This is a genomic window from Kitasatospora sp. CB02891, from assembly GCF_002803145.1.
Classification (GTDB): Bacteria; Actinomycetota; Actinomycetes; order Streptomycetales; family Streptomycetaceae; genus Kitasatospora; species Kitasatospora griseola.
On the sequence record NZ_NNBO01000001.1, the window covers coordinates 1,114,261 to 1,131,413 of the forward strand.

Annotated in this window: 16 protein-coding genes and 1 tRNA gene; 11 read left to right on the plus strand and 6 right to left on the minus strand. The window is 73.1% G+C overall.

What is annotated here, in order from left to right:
* The first annotated feature begins 122 nt into the window (after positions 1-122).
* The 5 genes from uraD to CG736_RS05240 all read left to right on the plus strand — a co-directional run bounded on the left by uraD (position 123) and on the right by CG736_RS05240 (position 3,894).
* Positions 123-641, plus strand: a complete 519-nt coding sequence (gene uraD / locus CG736_RS05220; protein WP_100584905.1) for a 2-oxo-4-hydroxy-4-carboxy-5-ureidoimidazoline decarboxylase — start codon at positions 123-125, stop codon at positions 639-641.
* 35 nt (positions 642-676) lie between these two features.
* Entirely contained in the window at positions 677-1,027 is a 351-nt protein-coding gene (uraH, locus tag CG736_RS05225; protein ID WP_100584906.1) for a hydroxyisourate hydrolase, read from the plus strand.
* A gap of 36 nt (positions 1,028-1,063) precedes the next feature.
* Positions 1,064-1,975, plus strand: coding sequence for a factor-independent urate hydroxylase (pucL, locus tag CG736_RS05230; protein WP_100584907.1), 912 nt, complete (start codon positions 1,064-1,066; stop codon positions 1,973-1,975).
* A 28-nt stretch (positions 1,976-2,003) separates the two neighbouring features.
* Positions 2,004-3,389, plus strand: coding sequence for an 8-oxoguanine deaminase (locus tag CG736_RS05235; RefSeq protein WP_100584908.1), 1,386 nt, complete (start codon positions 2,004-2,006; stop codon positions 3,387-3,389).
* Between the two features lie 70 nt (positions 3,390-3,459).
* Positions 3,460-3,894, plus strand: a complete 435-nt coding sequence (locus CG736_RS05240) for a hypothetical protein (RefSeq protein WP_100584909.1) — start codon at positions 3,460-3,462, stop codon at positions 3,892-3,894.
* A 22-nt stretch (positions 3,895-3,916) separates the two neighbouring features.
* On the opposite strand, the gene CG736_RS05245 is transcribed toward CG736_RS05240, so the two are convergent.
* The gene (locus CG736_RS05245; RefSeq protein ID WP_157815422.1) at positions 3,917-5,131 is read right to left on the minus strand and encodes an MFS transporter; all 1,215 of its coding nucleotides are present in this window, start codon (positions 5,129-5,131) and stop codon (positions 3,917-3,919) included.
* Between the two features lie 56 nt (positions 5,132-5,187).
* Between CG736_RS05245 and CG736_RS05250 the strand changes: the two genes are divergently transcribed.
* Entirely contained in the window at positions 5,188-6,186 is a 999-nt protein-coding gene (locus CG736_RS05250; protein ID WP_100584911.1) for a winged helix-turn-helix domain-containing protein, read from the plus strand.
* Positions 6,187-6,328: 142 nt separating this feature from the next.
* On the plus strand, positions 6,329-6,868 hold the full coding sequence (locus tag CG736_RS05255) for a hypothetical protein (protein WP_100584912.1): 540 nt from the start codon (positions 6,329-6,331) through the stop codon (positions 6,866-6,868).
* A 7-nt stretch (positions 6,869-6,875) separates the two neighbouring features.
* Here CG736_RS05255 and CG736_RS05260 read toward each other — a convergent pair whose 3' ends face one another.
* From CG736_RS05260 to aceB, 3 genes are all read right to left on the minus strand, one after another.
* A complete protein-coding gene (locus CG736_RS05260; RefSeq protein WP_100584913.1) occupies positions 6,876-8,474 on the minus strand; it encodes a TROVE domain-containing protein in 1,599 nt (532 codons plus the stop codon).
* Positions 8,475-8,839: 365 nt separating this feature from the next.
* A tRNA-Ser gene (locus CG736_RS35950) sits at positions 8,840-8,901 on the minus strand.
* A 51-nt stretch (positions 8,902-8,952) separates the two neighbouring features.
* Positions 8,953-10,593: a malate synthase A gene (gene aceB, locus CG736_RS05265; protein ID WP_100584914.1), complete on the minus strand. Its 1,641-nt coding sequence runs from the start codon at positions 10,591-10,593 to the stop codon at positions 8,953-8,955.
* Positions 10,594-10,716: 123 nt separating this feature from the next.
* Here aceB and CG736_RS05270 point away from each other — a divergent pair, with 123 nt between their 5' ends.
* On the plus strand, positions 10,717-11,487 hold the full coding sequence (locus CG736_RS05270; protein WP_100584915.1) for an IclR family transcriptional regulator: 771 nt from the start codon (positions 10,717-10,719) through the stop codon (positions 11,485-11,487).
* Positions 11,488-11,596: 109 nt separating this feature from the next.
* Positions 11,597-14,089 carry a patatin-like protein gene (locus CG736_RS05275; protein ID WP_100584916.1) on the plus strand — a complete coding sequence of 831 codons (2,493 nt, stop codon included), beginning with the start codon at positions 11,597-11,599 and terminating at the stop codon, positions 14,087-14,089.
* Positions 14,090-14,127: 38 nt separating this feature from the next.
* Here the strand turns inward: CG736_RS05275 and CG736_RS05280 are convergent, their stop codons facing one another.
* Both CG736_RS05280 and CG736_RS05285 read right to left on the minus strand, forming a co-directional pair.
* The gene (locus CG736_RS05280) at positions 14,128-14,652 is read right to left on the minus strand and encodes a hypothetical protein (RefSeq protein ID WP_100584917.1); all 525 of its coding nucleotides are present in this window, start codon (positions 14,650-14,652) and stop codon (positions 14,128-14,130) included.
* A gap of 71 nt (positions 14,653-14,723) precedes the next feature.
* On the minus strand, positions 14,724-15,986 hold the full coding sequence (locus tag CG736_RS05285; RefSeq protein WP_157815423.1) for a triacylglycerol lipase: 1,263 nt from the start codon (positions 15,984-15,986) through the stop codon (positions 14,724-14,726).
* 273 nt (positions 15,987-16,259) lie between these two features.
* Here CG736_RS05285 and CG736_RS05290 point away from each other — a divergent pair, with 273 nt between their 5' ends.
* Together CG736_RS05290 and CG736_RS05295 are read left to right on the plus strand one after the other, a co-directional pair.
* A complete protein-coding gene (locus tag CG736_RS05290; RefSeq protein ID WP_100584918.1) occupies positions 16,260-16,655 on the plus strand; it encodes a ribonuclease domain-containing protein in 396 nt (131 codons plus the stop codon).
* A 102-nt stretch (positions 16,656-16,757) separates the two neighbouring features.
* Positions 16,758-17,084, plus strand: coding sequence for a hypothetical protein (locus CG736_RS05295; RefSeq protein WP_043911147.1), 327 nt, complete (start codon positions 16,758-16,760; stop codon positions 17,082-17,084).
* The last annotated feature ends 69 nt before the right edge of the window (positions 17,085-17,153 follow it).

A 17,153-nucleotide genomic window follows, 5' to 3' on the forward strand; every position in this document is an offset into this window, starting at 1 on the left:
CGGCAGGCGCCGCGCACGGCCGCCGCCGCACGCCCCCGCCACAAACAGTTCAACAAAGCGTTGACGGCCCGTCGGGCCCGCTCTAGCTTGTCCGGGTGGCACCAACCCCAGGAGGTCCCTCCGTGACCGAGCCATCCCCGGAGCCGCCCGCCGCCCCTCTCCCGCTCACCGCGCTGTCCTCCGCCGAGCCCGCCCACCTGCTGGCGATCCTGCTGGAGGTCTGCGCCAGCCCCGCCTGGGCCGCCGCCGTCGCGGCCTCCCGCCCCTGGCCCGACCGCGCCGCGCTGCTGGCCGCCAACGCGACGGCCACGGCCCGGCTGTCGCCGGCCGAGCTGACCGAGGCGCTGGCCGGCCACGCCCGGATCGGCACGCCGAAGGCCGGCGACGCGGCGTCCGAACGCGAGCAGGCCGGCCTCCGGGGCGTCGAGCCGTCCGTGCTGGACGAGTTGGCCGCGGCCGACGCCGCCTACGAGGCGAAGTTCGGCCACCTGTTCCTGATCTGCGCCACCGGCCGCACCGCGGCCGACCTGCTCGCCGCCCTGCGCGAGCGGCTGCCGCACGACGCCGCCACCGAGGCGGAGACCGTCCGCGAGGAACTGCGCCGGATCAACGAGCTCCGCCTGCTCGCCCTCTCCGCCTGACGCATCGTCAGGTCACCCACACGCAAGGACGGTTCATGGCCGGCATCTCCACCCACGTGCTCGACACCAGCCTCGGCCGCCCGGCCGAGGGCGTCCCGGTCGAGCTGGCCGTGCACGCCGAGGGCGGCTGGCAGGTGCTCGGCGCCTCCGCCACGGACGCCGACGGCCGGGTCACGGACCTGCCGGACGTGGCGGGCGGCTCGGTCGCCCGGCTGCTGTTCGACACCGCGAAGTACCACGCGGCGCAGGCGGCCGACCCGGGGTCGGGACAGCCGCCGTTCTTCCCGGAGGTCTCGATCGTCTTCACCGTCGCGCCTGTCCAGCGGCACTACCACGTCCCGCTGTTGCTGAACCCGTTCGGCTATTCGGTCTACCGCGGCAGCTAACCCCCTGGACGCCGCCCACCGCTTAGGAGACACGTCATGGCCCACGTGCTCGGGCAGAACCAGTACGGCAAGGCGGAGAACCGCATCGTCCGGGTCCGCCGCGACTCCGGACGCCACGAGATCAAGGACCTGAACGTCTCGGTCTCGCTGCGCGGCGAGTTCGACGACGTCCACCTGACCGGCTCGAACGCCAACTGCCTGCCCACCGACTCCACCAAGAACACCGTGTACGCGTTCGCCAAGCAGTATGGCATCGAGTCCGCCGAGGGGTTCGCCGCCCTGCTGGCCCGGCACTTCGTGGAGCACACCGAGCGCGGCGTGGTGCACAGCGCCCGGATCCGGGTCGAGGAGTACGGCTGGGAGCGGATCCGCACCGCGGACCGGGCCGCGGAAGCCGGCGACGGCGGGCACTCCTTCGTCCGCAGCGGGCAGGAGGTGCGCACCACCGAGGTGCTGTACGACGGCGACCGGTTCCGGGTGGTCTCGGGGCTCAAGGACCTGGTGGTGATGAACACCACCGACTCGGAGTTCTGGGGCTACCTCAAGGACCGGTACACCACCCTCCGGGAGGCCTACGACCGGATCCTGGCCACCCAGGTGACGGCTCGTTGGGCGTTCGGCTTCCACGGCCGCGACGGCCGGCCGCAACCGGAGTGGAACCACTCGTACCAGGAGGTCCGGCGGCACCTGCTGGAGGCGTTCGCCGACACCTACTCGTACTCGTTGCAGCAGACCCTGCACGCGATGGGCACCCGGGTGCTGAACCACCGGACCGAGGTGGACGAGGTCCGCCTGGAACTGCCGAACAAGCACCACTTCCTGGTCGACCTGGCGCCGTTCGGGCTCACGAACGAGAACGAGGTGTACTTCGCCGCCGACCGGATGTACGGCCTGATCGAGGGCACCGTGCACCGGGAGGGCGTCACCCCGGTCATCCCCGTCTCCTGACGACCCGTCGCCTCCCCCAGGAGTTCCCATGGCAGTGCAGCCCCCGGCCGCCGCTCGACGGATCGTGATCGAGAACGCGGCGATCGCCACCGTCGACGCCGCCGGCACCGAGTACGCGCGCGGGCACGTGGTCGTCCTCGGCAACACCGTCGAGTCGGTCGGCGACGGGCCCCCGCCGCCCCGCCTGGCCGACGTGGCACGGCGGATCGACGGCGAGGGGCACCTGCTCACGCCGGGGCTGGTCAACACCCACCACCACTTCTACCAGTGGCTGACCCGCGGACTGGCGCAGAACCGCATCCTGTTCGACTGGCTGGTGGAGCTGTACCCGTCCTGGGCGCGGATCGACGCCGAGCTGGTGCACGCGGCGACCCTGGGTTCGGCGGCGGCGCTGCTCACCTCGGGCTGCACCACCGCCGCCGACCACCACTACGTCTTCCCGCGCGGCGCGGGCGACCTGCTCGGCGCGTCCATCGAGGCCGTCCGGCAGCTGGGCCTGCGGTTCACCGCGCTGCGCGGGTCGATGGACCGCGGCCGGAAGGACGGCGGCCTGCCGCCGGACCACGCGGTGGAGGACACCGACGAGATCCTCGCCGCCTCCGAGGCCGCGGTCGACCGGTGGCACGACGGCTCCTCCGGCTCGATGCTGCAGGTCGCCCTGGCGCCCTGCTCGCCGTTCTCGGTCTCCACCGAACTGATGTCCCGCTCGGCCGAGCTGGCCCGCCGCAAGGGGGTTCGGCTGCACACCCACGGCTCGGAGACCGCCGAGGAGGCGGCCTTCTGCCACCAGCTGTTCGGCATGGGCCCCACCGACTACTTCGAGTCCACGGGCTGGCTCGGCGAGGACGTCTGGATGGCGCACTGCGTCCACATGACCGACTCCGACCTCGCCAAGTTCGCCGAGACCGGCACCGGCGTCGCCCACTGCCCGTCCTCCAACGCCCGCCTGGCCGCCGGCATCGCCCGCGTCCCCGACATGCTCGGCGCCGGCGTCCCGGTCGGCCTCGGCGTGGACGGCACCGCCTCCAACGAGTCCGGCCAACTCGGCACCGAACTGCGCAACGCCCTCCTGATCAGCCGCCTGCGCGGCGGCCCCGACACTCTCACCGCCCGCCAGGCCCTGCGCCTCGCCACCATGGGCGGCGCGAGGGTCCTCGGCCGTCAGCACGAGATCGGCTCCGTCGAACCCGGCAAGCTCGCCGACCTCGCCCTCTGGAAGGTCGACGGCCTCCTCCACTCCACCATCGCCGACCCCGTCGCCGCCCTCGTCCTCGGCGCCCTCCCCCCGCTCACCCTCCTCCTCGTCGACGGCCGCCCCGTCGTCGAACGGGGCCACCTCACCACCGCCGACGAGCCCGCCATCGCCCGCACCTGCGCAAAGGCCGCCCGCACCCTGGCGGCCCGCCACGACTGACGGCCACTCGGCCTGTCTGCGGCTTCCGGTAGCTTCCAGGCACGTCGACCGCAGCAGGAGGAGCACTCGGATGGGCGCCAGCGAGTGGCATTACCTCACGCCCTACCTCGGTTCGCCGCAGCGCAGTCTGGACGCCCTGCACCGGGCGGAGTTCGCCGCCCACTGGGCGGGCCAGGAGTACGACACGCTGGAAGAGCTGTGGGCCGACGAGGAGTTCATGGACGAGCAGGGCACCCACTCGATCCTCGACGTCCCGTACGCCGTCGAGGACTCCTCGGAGCCGCTGGGGTTCGAGGACGTGGGCAGCGTCCGCCCGCTCCCGGCGCAGAGCCTGCTGGACTACTTCGGCACCGAGCGTCCGACGGTCGAGCAGTTCACCCGGGTCCTCGCCGACTCCCCGTATCTGCGGACCGAGGTCGACCTGCGGTGGACCGGGAAGTACGTCGTCCTGCACACCGACGGCGAGCCCACCCACTTCGGTGTGTTCGGCTTCTCCGGCGACTGACGGCGACCCGCCCGGCGGTCCGTCAACGGCGGGCGGCGACCGCGGGCATCGCCAGGCCGGCCGTCGCCAGCAGGGCGCCCAGGACCGCCCAGCCGGCGACGCCGTGGGCGAGCACGGTGGCGGTGACGATCAGTGGGCCGATCACGTGCGAGCCGGCCTGCCCGCTCATGAAGACGCCCTGGTACTCGCCGTGCGCGGCGGGGTCGGCGAGGTCGAGGCTGAGCGTCCAGCCGCCCGCCGAGGTGAGCAGTTCGGCGAGCGAGTGCAGCAGCACGCCGGCCAGCACCAGGGTCACGGCGAGCACGGTGCCGCGTCCGCCCGCCGCCGCGTACACCAGGCAGGCCGCACCGAGCAGGACGCCGCCGCGGGCGCAGGCCCCGGCCGCCGAGCGCACGTCGACCACTCCGCGGCTGGCGCGGACCTGGAACAGCACCACGGCAAGGCTGTTGACGATGGCGACCACCGCGACCAGGGCGCGCGGCGCGGTGGTGTGGACGGCGATCCACAGCGGGATGCCGATCTCCAGCATCGCGAACTGGAGTTCCAGCACGGCGTGCAGGAAGGCGACCAGCAGGTAGCGGCGGTCGGCGAGCGCGGTGCGCGGCCGCGGTCGACCGGCGGCCGGAGCGGCGGGAACCGTCGCGTCGGGGAGGCCGCGCAGCAGCAGCGAGGTGGCGGCGAAGCTCGCGGCGTCCAGGGCCAGCACGGTGGCGTACGACCAGTGGGTGTCGGCCTGGAGGGCGAGCATCGCGCCCGCGCCGCCGAGCATCAGTCCGGCGTTCATCACCGAGCGCAGCAGGGCCCGCGAGCGCACCTGGTCGGCGGCGGGCAGCAGGTGCGCGATCAGTGCGCTGCGCACCACGACGGCGCCGCGTTCCAGCACGGTGGCGACGACGATCGCGGCGACGAACGGCGCGAAGCCGTGCACGAAGACGTAGCCGAGCACGGCCGCGCCCTGCAACGGCCCGAGGACGTACAGCAGTCGGCGGTGCCCGACCCGGTCGGCGAGCCGCCCGAACGGTACGCCGGACAGCATCCCGGCGACTCCGGCCGCGGCCAGACCGAGGGCCAACTGTCCGGCGCTCAGCCCGACTTGGCGGGTGAAGTAGAGCGCGCTGACGGAGTAGTAGAGCCCGTTGCCGACGGTGTTGACGCCGGTCATCACGGCGAGCCGGCGCAGCACGGGCTCGGCGGGCAGCAGGGAGCGGCGCCCGGCGGGCGCGGCGGTGGCGGTCATGGCCGTCAGCACACCAGGGTTCCCAACTCGCCGGAATCCTTTTACCGTTGGGGTCAATGTTCGAGTTCGCCTTAGGCGTGGACGACCTCGCCACCACCTGGTTCACCTACTCCCCCGCGCAGGAGGCGGTGTTCAGCCTGCGGGCGCGCCGCTACCCGCACAAGTACCCGTTCCAGCAGCGGTGGATGGAGTCCTGGGAGTCGGCGTACCGGGCGCTGGACGTCCCGCTGCTGGAGTCCCTGGTGACGCCCCGGGCCTGGGCGCCGGACTTCCTGACGCCCCGACCGATGGTCCAACGCCCGTCCTTCGAGGCCGAGTTGGAGACGATCGCAGGCACGCCGCCGGAGACGGTGGTGAAGGATTTCGCGGCCGCCTACCGGGGCGACGGGGCGCCGGTCCCGGAGCCGGTGGCCTCGCTGCTGGCCGATCCGGCGGAGCTGTTGGCGCGCTGCGTGGCGCAGCTGCGCGGGTACTGGGAGCGCTGCCTGCTGCCGCAGTGGTGGCCGCGGGCGCGGACGGTGCTGGAGGCCGATCTGGCGTACCGGGGGCGGATGTTCGCGGAGCGCGGCGCGGAGGGCCTGTTCGCGGAGTTGGACTCCCGGCTGTCCTGGCAGGCGGGGGTGCTGCGGCTGGACGACCCGGATCCGCGGGTGCAGGCGCTGGGCGGCCGGTACACGCCGGTGGCGGGCCGCGGTCTGGTGCTGATGCCGACGCTGTGCGCGTTGGGCGCGCACACCGTCATCGACGCGGACGAGCCGCCGGTGATCACCTACCCGGCCCGCGGCAACGCCCTGATGGGCGAGAGTTCCCCGCCCCGAGTCCCGGACGCGCTGGCCGAGTTGATCGGCCTGCCGCGGGCCCGCCTGCTGGTCCTGCTGGACCAGCCGGCCTCCACCACCGCGCTCGCCCACCGGCTCGCCGTCACCCCGGGCGCGGTCAGCCGCCACCTCTCCGCCCTGGCCACCGCGGGCCTCCTCACCCGCACCCGCGCCGGCCGCTCCGTCCTGTACGCCCGCTCCCCGCTCGGCGACGCGCTGGTGGCCGGCGGGGCATAGGCCGGTGCCCGGATCATTCCTCGGCCCGACCGGAGTCGCCGGCCTTCCACCTGGCGGAGGAGGCGATCTCCTTCGCACGGGCGAGTACCTGACACTGCCTCAGGCCGATCCCCGGCGCCGGTCGGGTCGGGAGGATCGGGGCATGCGATTCGAGCTGCTTCACCCGACCCCGAGGCTGGGCGGCACGGCACGGCCGGTCCCGCCCTGGGCCGTCCGCGCCGCCCGGTTGATACCGCTGGCCGTCCTTCCGTCCTGCCTCTGGCGGCTGCCCTTCGCGTTCGAGTTCGAGATGGGCCAGGTCTACGAGGTCCACAAGACCTGGCACTGGTGGGTGATCCTCTACGTCTTCGGGCTCAGTGTCCTGTCCGAGGGGATCGCCTACCTCTCCTTCGGTCTGGTGGCCGGTTGGGGCGAAGTCGCGCCTGCCTGGCTGCCGTTGATCGGCGGCCGACGCATTCCGCCGTTCGCGGCGATCGTCCCGGCAACCCTGGGCGGGCTGGCCCTGGTCGCACTGTGGGACCCGCTGCCGCTGGCCTTCCTCGACCTCGGAGTCCCGCTCGTCGAGTACTCCAACGGCTGGTGGAAGGCCCTCGCGGCGGCGGCCGCCCTCCCGCTGACCCTGTGGGGCCCGCTGGTCCTGGCCCTGACCTGGGCCTACCACCGGCGCCGCCGCGAGGAGTGAGCCGCCGTCACTCCTCCCACGGCCAGGCCGCGTCCTGCCCGGCCTCCAGCAGCGGGACGAGCCGGAAGGCGGCGTCGGTCAGGCCGCCGAAGGTGTGGCGGTAGGCCGTGCCGGACGCGGCGTGGCCGGGGCGGTAGCCGGCCAGATTCCAGGTGTAGACGGGGATCCGGGCGGGGACGGACTCCAGCGGGTGGCTCGCCCGACCGCCGTACGCCTGCTCGTCGGTGACGATCACCACCCGGTCGTGGTCGCGGTAGTGCCGGCGGACCGCCCCGGCGGTGTCGGTGCCGCCGAGGTTGCCGAACCGGTCCAGCACCCGGAGCACCGCGTCGCCGCGCTCCAGCGGGACGGCCCGGCTGGTGGAGCCGAACTCGACCAGGTCCGCCTCGGCTGCCCGCAGGGCCAGCGCGGTGCCGAAGATCGCGGCGGTGTCGGCCCGGTTGAGCTGGGTCTGCGCACTCGGCCGGTCGAACATCGAGCCGGACCGGTCCACCAGGATCAGCGAACGGCCGGTCAGCGCGGGGACGTTGGCCAGCGAGTGCTTCATCGCCCGCTCCAGCGCGTGGCCCCAGCGCAGCGACGGCGCGTGCCGGTACGCGGCCAGGTAGCGGAACGGGAACTGCCGGGAGCGGGTGACCTCGCCCCGGTCGGAGATCCGCCGGGCGACCTCTTCGGCGACCTCGTCGGACACCCCGGCCTGGTCGAAGTTGCGCAGGTTGCGCACCAGCGCCATCGCGCCCATGGACGGGATGACGGCCTCCCAGACGGCGGCGTCCAGCGGGCCCTGGAGCCAGCCGGCCAGTGCCTCCCAGGTCATCCCGGCCTCGGCCAGGCGCTGCGCGCCGTCGGGGCCGGTGACCAGTGCGCGGCGTTCCTCCACGGGGACGGCCAGCAGCGCGCGATGGGCGGTCAGCAGGGCGTCGCCCGCCGGCGGAACGGCGGTGTCGGGGCGGTGCCGCCGGTCCAGCGCGTAGCGGAACAGCTCGCTCTGCCACGGCTTGCGGGGATCCGGCGTCGGGTGGGTGAGCTCCAGTACGTCGCCGAACCGGTAGCCCTTGGTGCCGGTGTCGTACTTGAGCAGCGCCCGGCCGTTGTACAGCCGGGCGACGGCATCGGCGACGCCGCGCTTGACGGGCTTGGGCAGCGCCCGCCCGTACCGGGACGTCCAGTAGGCGAGCAGTTCGCCGGGCTCGTCGGGGCGCCGCAGGACGGCGTCGATCACCTGCCGGGAGTGGCCGGGGAACTTCGCGTCCAGCCGGGCGCGGGTGAACTCGGCAGCGCCGACCAGCGAGGCGGTGCGCATCGCGGCGCCGTGGCGCAGCCAGCGCAGCAGGCCGAGCGTCCACTCGGGATCGCTGACGGCGAGCGAGCGCACCAGGGCGGTGTAGCGGTCGTCGCGGGCGCCGCCGCGCTCGTAGAAGGTGTCCTGGCCGACCAGGTTGGCCATCGCCAGCAGGAAGAGTTCGGACTTCTCGTCGCGCAGGTGTCCCGGCCCGCCCTGGTGGTTCGCGGTGAGCTGCCCGGTCGTGGTGACGGGCGAGCCGGGCCCGGCCTCGGTCACGGCGGGGGCGGTCTTCTTCGAACGGCGGAAGTTGAAGCGGGACATGGTCGACTCCTCCTGCGGGCAGGCAGGCCGAACCGGGGCGTCCGAGAATTGCCGACCGCACGGGCCGGCCTCGGCGGAGGTAGAAGTCTGGTGCTCTCCCTTGAGCTATCGGCCGTGCTCGCGCACGGTCGACCGGGACTCGAACCCGGAACCGCCAGATCCGGAAGTAACCCCCGACCTGCGCACCGGACGCCCCGGCGCGGTTGCCCTCCCGAGATCAAAGGTGGCGCCGGTGGAGTTCTTTGGAGGAAGTAACCGGCGCCTGCGCACCGGGAGGTGGCAGTTTTCTGAAGTTGGACGTCCAGAGAACAGAAGCGGCGGAGGCGACATCAGCTGCTCTACCGACTGAGCTACGCCGGCTGGAAAGCCGGCGGCGGGACTCGAACCCGCGACCTGCCCATTCAGAGTGGAAGTAACCCCTGCCTGCGCACCTGGACGAGGACGACCCTAGTCGCCCGCCGCCACCGGCCGCACCGGATTATTCGTCGCCGCTCGGGTCGAGCAGCGCGAGGGCCGGCAGCGTCAGGAACTCCGGGAACTCCTCGCCGAGCGCCACCTGTTCGAACAGCGCGGCGGCGTCGTCCCACCGTCGCCCGGCGCCCGCCTCCTCCCGCAGCACGGCGAGTTCCTCCGCCAGCAGCCGTCGCACCTGCTCGGCCGTCACCTGCTCGCCGGTGTCGGCCAGCACCACCCCGTTGTGGATCCACTGCCAGATCTGCGAGCGGGAGATCTCGGCGGTGGCGGCGTCCTCCATCAGGTGGAAGATGGCGACGGCGCCGATCCCGCGCAGCCACGCCTCGATGTACCGGACGCCGACCCGGACGGCGTTGCGCAGCCCGGCGGACGTGCAACTGCCTTCCGCACCGGCCACGTTCAGCAGCTGATCCGCCGTCACGTCGTCCGCCGCACCGGGGTTCTCCTGCTGGTGCGGCCGCTCGCCCAGCACCGCGTCGAAGCACTCGCGCGCCACCGGCACCAGGTCGGGGTGGGCGACCCAGGAGCCGTCGAAGCCGCCGTCGGCCTCCCGCTCCTTGTCGGCCCGGACCTTCGCCAGCGCCGCCGCGTTGACCTCCGGGTCGGTGCGGGACGGGATGAACGCGGCCATCCCGCCGATCGCGTGCGCACCGCGCCGGTGGCAGGTCCGCACCAGCAGCCGGGTGTAGGCGGCCATGAACGGGGCCGCCATGGTGACGCCGTTGCGGTCCGGCAGCACGAAGTGCGCGCCCGCGTCCCGGAAGTTCTTCACGATCGAGAACAGGTAGTCCCACCGTCCGGCGTTCAACCCGGCGGCGTGCTCGCGCAGTTCGTACAGGATCTCGTCCATCTCGAAGGCCGCGGTGATGGTCTCGATCAGCACGGTGGCGCGGATCGAGCCGTGCGGGATGCCGAGTGCGGCCTGCGCGTGGGTGAAGACCTCGTTCCAGAGCCGGGCCTCCAGGTGGCTCTCGGTCTTCGGGAGGTAGAAGTACGGGCCGGAGTTGGGGTCCTGTGCGCCGCGCGCCAGCAGCCGGGCCGCGTTGTGGAAGAAGTACAGGCCGAAGTCGACGAACGCGCCGGCCACCGGCTCGCCGTCCACCGTCAGGTGCCGCTCGTCCAGGTGCCAGCCGCGCGGGCGCACCACGACGGTGGCCAGCTCGCCGGCGGGCTTCAGCGCGTACGCCTTGCCGCGGGCGTCGGTGAAGTCGATCCGGCGCTCGAACGCGTCGATCAGGTTGAGCTGCCCGGAGACCACGTTCGCCCAGGTGGGGGCGGTGGCGTCCTCGAAGTCGGCCAGCCACACCCGGGCGCCGGAGTTCAGCGCGTTGACCGTCGTCCTGCGGTCGGTGGGGCCGGTGATCTCCACCCGGCGGTCCGTCAGCGCGGGCGGCGCGGGCGCGACCCGCCACTCCCCCGCCCGGACGGCCGCCGTCTCCGGCCGGAAGTCGAGCGTGCCGGTGCGGGCGACCTCGGTGCGGCGCGCCGCCCGGGCGGCCAGCAACTCCCGCCGGCGGCCGTCGAACGCGCGGTGCAGGCCCGCGACGAACGCCAGCGCCTGCGGGGTGAGCACCTCGCCGGCGCGCTCCACCGGCGGGCCCGCCACCACCGCGCCCGGAACAGACGCACCCTGACCTGCAGCCATCGGCGGCACTCCCCTCGGGCCGTTCCGCTGTTCCGTTCTGTACAGTGAGATTAGTTTCCGCGATGCAGAATTTCAACGCTCCGTTGAGAGGTCGCGAAGTCCGCCCGTGTAAGGAACCGTCCCGTGGCCAGCAGCCCCACCGAACGCACCACCGGCTCGGTGCAGTCCGTCGAGCGCGCCTTCCTCCTCCTGGAGGCCCTCGCCGACGCGGGCGGCATCGCCACCCTCAGCGAACTCTCCGCCGCCTCCGGCCTGCCGATGCCGACCATCCACCGCCTGGTCCGCACCCTGCTCGCCCAGGGCTACGTCCGGCAGGACTCCGCCCGCCGCTACACCCTCGGCCCGCGCCTGATCCGCCTCGGCGAGACCGCCAACCGGCTGCTCGGCTCCTGGGCCCGCCCGTTCCTCGCCGAACTCATGGAAGCCACCGGCGAGACCGCCAACCTCGCCGTCCTGGAGGGCTGCGAGGTCGTCTACGTCGGCCAGGTCCAGTCCCGGCGCTCCATGCGGATGTTCACCGAGGTCGGCCGCCGCGCCCAGCCGCACTGCACCGGCGTCGGCAAGGCGCTGCTCGCCCAGCTCCCCGAGGACGAGGCCCGCGCCCTGCTCGGCCCCGGCCCGCTCCAGGCCCACACCCCGCACACCGTCACCGACCCCGCCGTGCTGCTCGCCCAGCTCGCCGCCGCCCGCGAGTCCGGCTACGTCGTCGACGACCAGGAGCAGGAGATCGGCGTCCGCTGCCTCGCCGTGGCCGTCCCCGGCGCCCCCACTCCGACCGCCCTCTCGGTCTCCGGCCCCGAGGCCCGCGTCCACGCCCTCGAAGCCCAGTCCGGCCCCGCCGCCCTGGTCCCCCTCATGCAGTCCGTCGCAGCCCGCCTCGGCTCGGCGCTCTGACCGACCGTCCGCCGCCCCGGCCCCGCCCGGCCAGCCCCGGGCCGCGCGCTGGACCAACCGGCTCGCACTGCGTGAGCGGTCCGGAGACCGCCGCCCTACGGTGCGAGACATGGCGGTGAAGGAAGAGGTCCGGCTGGCCCTGGTGATGAACGGCGGCGTCAGCCTCGCGGTCTGGATGGGCGGTGTCACGCACGAGCTGGACCTGCTGCGCCGTGCCTCCGCCGACGAACCCGATGAATCGCTCTCCCCGTCCGAGCGGGAGGTGGCCGAGATCTGGCGGCAGATCACCGACGCGACGGGGGCGAACGCCCGGGTGGTGATCGACATCGTCTCGGGCACCTCGGCCGGCGGCCTCAACGGGCTCCTGCTGGCCACCGCGATCGGCCGTGGTTCGGAGCTGGGCTCGCTGCGCGAGGTCTGGGAAGCGGCCGCCTCGCTGCCGGAGCTGCTGAAGTCGCCCTCCCGGCAGAGCCTGCTCGACGGCACCTACTTCGAGAAACGGATCAGGGCGCAGCTGGAGGAGATGCCCGAGGCCGAATCGCCCGAGCAGCCGATCAGCCTCTTCATGACGGCCACCTCGCTGGGCGGCCGGGCGCGCAACTTCAAGGACGGCTTCGGCAGCCGGTTCGACGTCCGTGACCACCGGCGCGTGTACCGGTTCCAGTACGACAAACATGCGGAAGTCTTCCGGAAGCTGGACGACGGCACGATGGGCTTCGAGCTCGACAGCCGTTGTGACTTCTGCACGGTGAACAACGACGCGCTGGTTCAGGCGGCGCGGGCGAGCGCCGGCTTTCCGGTGGCCTTCCCGCCGGTCGACGAGCAGCCGATGGTCCACTTCCGCGAGCTCCCCGCTCCGGCCGCCGACGCCCCGGCGAGCTGCGTGATCGACGGCGGGGTGCTCAACAACGCCCCGTTCGGCCCGGTCCTCGAAGCGATCACCGAACGTCAACTGGACGAGCGGGTGCGCCGGGTGGTCGTCTACGTGACCCCGTCGGTCGGCCTGGAGACGGTGAACACGGCGGGACAGTCGGCCTGCGGTGACGTCTCGTTCGTCACCTCGGCCCTGAACGCGCTGCAGTACCCGCGGGAGGCGGACTTCCGGTCCGGGACGCAGGAGCTCTCGACCCGGCTCGGGACGAGCGTGCGCGGCACGCAGCTGAGTCTGTTCGACCGGATGAGCAAGGAGAAGGACCTCCGCGACTACGTGCGGGACGCGGCCGAGACGATGCTCGGCGAGTACCGGCTGAGCCGGGCCAGCGCAGTGCTCTGGGAGACCCGTCAGCGGCTCGCCGAGGTGGGCACGGTGACCGAGCTCGTCGCCGTGCCGGAGGCGGACCCCGACGAGCTCGGTCGGATCCTCGGGGAGAACCCCAACTGGAGCCCGCAGTGGCCGAGCCAGGACATCAACAGCCCCGACATGTCCCAGTGGCGCTGGGGACTCATCACCGCCGAACGGCTCTTCGAGACCCTCGGCGGCTACCTCCAGCAGTACCTCGACTCCAAGGACCTGCACGCGGATCCCGACGGACAGCGCGCACTGCTCGACGGCGCGACGGACATCAGCCGGCAGCAGCGCCGCGCGCTCGCCGTCGCGAAGGCCGTCAGACACCGGATCCGGGACCAGTACCGGCCGGGGCTGGAGCTGTCGAACCTGGAACTGGGCGGGCTCCTCGGCCGGGTCTTCGACGATCTGGACGTCCCGGCCACGATCGGCGGGCTCGTCGCGAAGGCCTGCAGCCGGTTCGCCGAGGTGACCCGGCAGGCCGGCCTCGGCCACTGGAAGGGTCTCGGGGACGTCGTGCACGACTGCCTGGCGGTCGAAGTGGTCACCAGGATGTACGCGCCCCCGTCGAAGGCCGCCGGGCCGCTCACCCCGGCGTTCGAATTCCTGCGGCTCGGGCCGGACAGCATGAGTCCGGTGTTCAACGTCGACCGGTTCGCCGATCTCGGCGACCGGAAGCTCTACGGCATCCGCTTCCAGCACTTCGGCGCCTTCATCAACCGCGAGTGGCGCCGCTCCGACTTCATCTGGGGCCGACTCGACGCCGCCCACCACCTGCTCTTCCTGCTCGTCCCGTCCCGCGAGGAACGCCTGGCCTGGGAGGAGAAGCTCCACCTCGCCATCCTCGAAGCGGAGACCCGGGACCACGCGGCCACGACCTCCGCCAAGGACCAGCTGGAGCACAACCTGGAAGAGCTTCGGACCACCAGGGACACCGAGCTGCTGGACCGGATCCTCGACACCGAACAGGGCACGGCCGGCCTGCGGGCCATCATCTGCTCGGCGACCGCGCTGCTGGGCAACACCGACCGGGACGAGGCCGCCGCGGCATCGGCGGCCGCCGGCCCCCAGTGGCGCAAGGTGCTCGCCGTCACCCGCCCCCTCGTCGCCACCGACCCGAAGGCCGTGCAGAAGGCCGACAAGCGCTGGCTCCGCTGGGTCACCTGGTACGTCCGCCTCAGAGCCTGCAGGACACTCGACAGGAAGGACCCCCGCGCCATCCCGCGCGTGGTGAAAAGAGCCCTGGCGGTGAGCGTCGTCGCCTGCGTGCTGATCCTGATCGGCATCGGCATCGCCATCGGCCTCGCGGTCGGCTGACCTCCGGCCGGGAGAAGCCGGCCGTCCCGTCGAGGACGTCAGCCGATCAGCGTCCGGTAGGACGTGCCCTCGGGCGTGTAGATCAGGTCGAACTCGCGGCCGATGCCGGTGGCGGTCAGGTGCAGGCGGGCGAGGGCCTCGGCGGCGGTCGGGTAGGTGAGTCCGAGGGTGGCGGCGACGGTGTCGCGGGCGGCGAGCAGGGCGGGCTCGTCCTCCAGGTACTCGACGGCGGCCTCATCGCTCTCCTCCGCGGTGCAGGTGGGGCAGTCGCGCCACCAGGGCGCGGCCAGCAGCAGGCGCAGCAGCTCGGGCAGGCCGACGGCGAGGAGGGCCGCGCCGCCCTCGGAGTCGGCGAACAGGATCGGGCGCCCCTCGCCGCCCTCCCCGCAGAAGAAGTACGTCCCGCCCCCGCCGTCCCCGGCGAACGCCTCCAGCCGGAGGCCGGACGCCAGGTGGACCGGCTCCACGTGCTCGGTCCGGGTGAGGTCGAGTTCTCCCGGCCAGCGGAAGTAGTCGGCGACGGCGGCACGGTCGCGGACGATGGCAAGCAGAGACGTCGTCATGCGCGGCACTGTAGTGCGGACGCCCGACAGCGGGTACGGGGCGGGTGGACGACGGCCACCCGCCCCGGTGGTCAGCCCAGCCAGGCCGTCACCTGTGAGACGGCCGCGGGGGCCCAGGCGAGTTCCATGTGGTTGAGGCCGCCGAGCAGGGCGGTGCCGCCGACCTTCGCGATGCCGGTGGTGTCCAGCGCGCTGGCGGTGAGGACCAGGCCGTCGCTCGGGCCGCGGCCCTCGTTGAGGATGCCGGGGATGTCGGCGGAGCCGCCGGCCAGCAGGTACGTGGGGACGGTGACCGGAACGCCGGCCTGCTGGAGGGGCTTGATCAGCGAGCCGGCGTCGATCGCGGCCTGGATGCCCTGGCTGGAGGTGTAGTAGCCCTGGCCGCCGTAGTAGGTGGTCCACCAGTCCTGCATGGTGGCGTCCACGCCGTAGGGGCCGTCCCAGCGGGCGAGGAGTTGGCGCTGTCCGGGGAAGCAGTCGTAGCCGCCGGTGGGCAGCACGCCCAGGCAGGGCTGCGCGGTGTAGGTGCCGTAGCAGGTCATGTACAGGTGCGGGGAGGGTGCGTTGGCGGTGCCGCCGCAGGCCGGCCAGGTGGCCAGCGAGAACGCCCAGCCGTGGGCGTAGGTGTAGTCCAGGCCGCCGTTCGGGCCGCCGAGCGTCACCAGTCGGCGGACGTCGCCCGCGTAGGCGCGCCCCCAGCCCGGCTTCACGGACGACACGTAGGAGCGCGCGGCGACCTCGCCCTTGCTCCAGGCCACCACGTCCACCTGGGCCGCGCCGGTGCGGGCCTTGATCACCGCGATGGCGTCGCCGACGGCCTGGGCCTGCATCAGGTTGTCGCCCTGCTTGTGCGCGAACCCGATCGCGAACACCCGGTGGCCGGACGCGGCCAGCGCCTGCGCCATGCCGGTGCCCGGGCAGCCGGACGCGCCGCAGTTGCCGGTCTCGCCGGGGTTCGCCCAGGCCCGGTCGGCGTTGTCGTTGGCGCCGTGCACCAGCAGTACGGGCGTTCCGGTGGCGGTGTTCCAGCCCTGCGCGCTGTACAGCAGGAACCGGCCGGAGAACGGCCGCTTGACCCCGCCGAAGTAGCCGACCCGCGCACCGTCCTGGTCGCCGCGCCCGTCGGACGGGTACTGCTCCTGCGTGAACCCGGACGTGCCGTCCAGGTAGCGCTCGACCTGCGCCCAGCCGTTGCCGGGCGAGCCGAACACGGCCTCCTGGCTGAGGTAGGAGGGGACGGCGGGGGCCGCGGCGGCCTGGGTGGGGGCGAGGCCGAGCGCGAGCAGCGCACCGGCCGACAGGGCGGTCAACACGGACCTGAGCGGGTGGCGCACCTGGTCCTCCTTCGACGGACGGGTGGACCGCCGGCGGTCGGCCACGTGGGGGTGGGCCGGTCGGCGGTCCGACTGTGGGTCAGGTCACGCTAGGGGCGGTGCGTCCGGCCACCCATGTGTCGGAACCACAGGGCGCGGGGTCCGGCGGTGTCGGCCCGCCACAGGCCGGTCCCGGTACGCCGCGCGTCGTCCGGGTTTTCCGGCCGCGACCAGCAGGTGAAGTGTTCGCGACAAGGGTTACGGCGGCGGCTGACGCCGCATCACACTGGCGGCATGCGAATGACTCCACGCGCGCTGAAGGTCCGTGCCGCCTCGGTCGCCGCCCTCGGTCTGCTGACCCTCGCCCCCACCGCCGCGGTCGCCACCGAGGCGCACGCGGCCGTCAGCGGGAACGTCTGCTACACGGCGCTGCCCAGCCAGGGCCGCGACACCATCCGCCTGATCGACGCCGGCGGGCCCTTCCCGTACTCCCAGGACGGCGTGGTCTTCCAGAACCGCGAGGGCGTCCTGCCCGCCCAGTCGACCGGGTACTACCACGAGTACACCGTCATCACCCCGGGCAGCCCCACCCGCGGCACCCGACGGATCATCACCGGCAAGGTCCACCACGAGGACTACTACACGGCCGACCACTACGCGACGTTCCGCCGCGTCGACTTCGCCTGCTGATCGGAGCCCCGCGTCTGACCCCGGTCCGATAGGTTGGGACGGGTGCGACCCCACCGGTCGCACCCGTCCACCGCACCGACCCGCCCGAAGGACCGCCCACACATGACCGCCGCTCTGCCGGGCTTCGCCGGCCGCACCTACCTCTTCCAGGTCGACAACGGCGCGGCCTTCCGCAACTCCTACTCCGCGGACGGCGCCCGGCTCCGCTGGGAGGGCCTCGGCGAGTCCGCCGGCCAGTTCGAGGACGTCCCGCTGCACACCGCGGCCATCGCCCCGGGCATCTGGTTCGTCTCCTGGACGGAGCGCAGCGGCCTCACCGTCAGCCACGTCATGGACCTCAACTCGCTCACCGTCAAGGCCTTCTGGACGTGGGAGGGCGAGTCCGGCCGGGTCGGCGAGCTGCACACCGGCACCCTCACCCCGGCCTGACGCCCGGCCCGCCGGCACCCGCCTGCCTGCTGGCCCGCCTACCGCACCCGCCCGCCGGCCCGTCCGGCC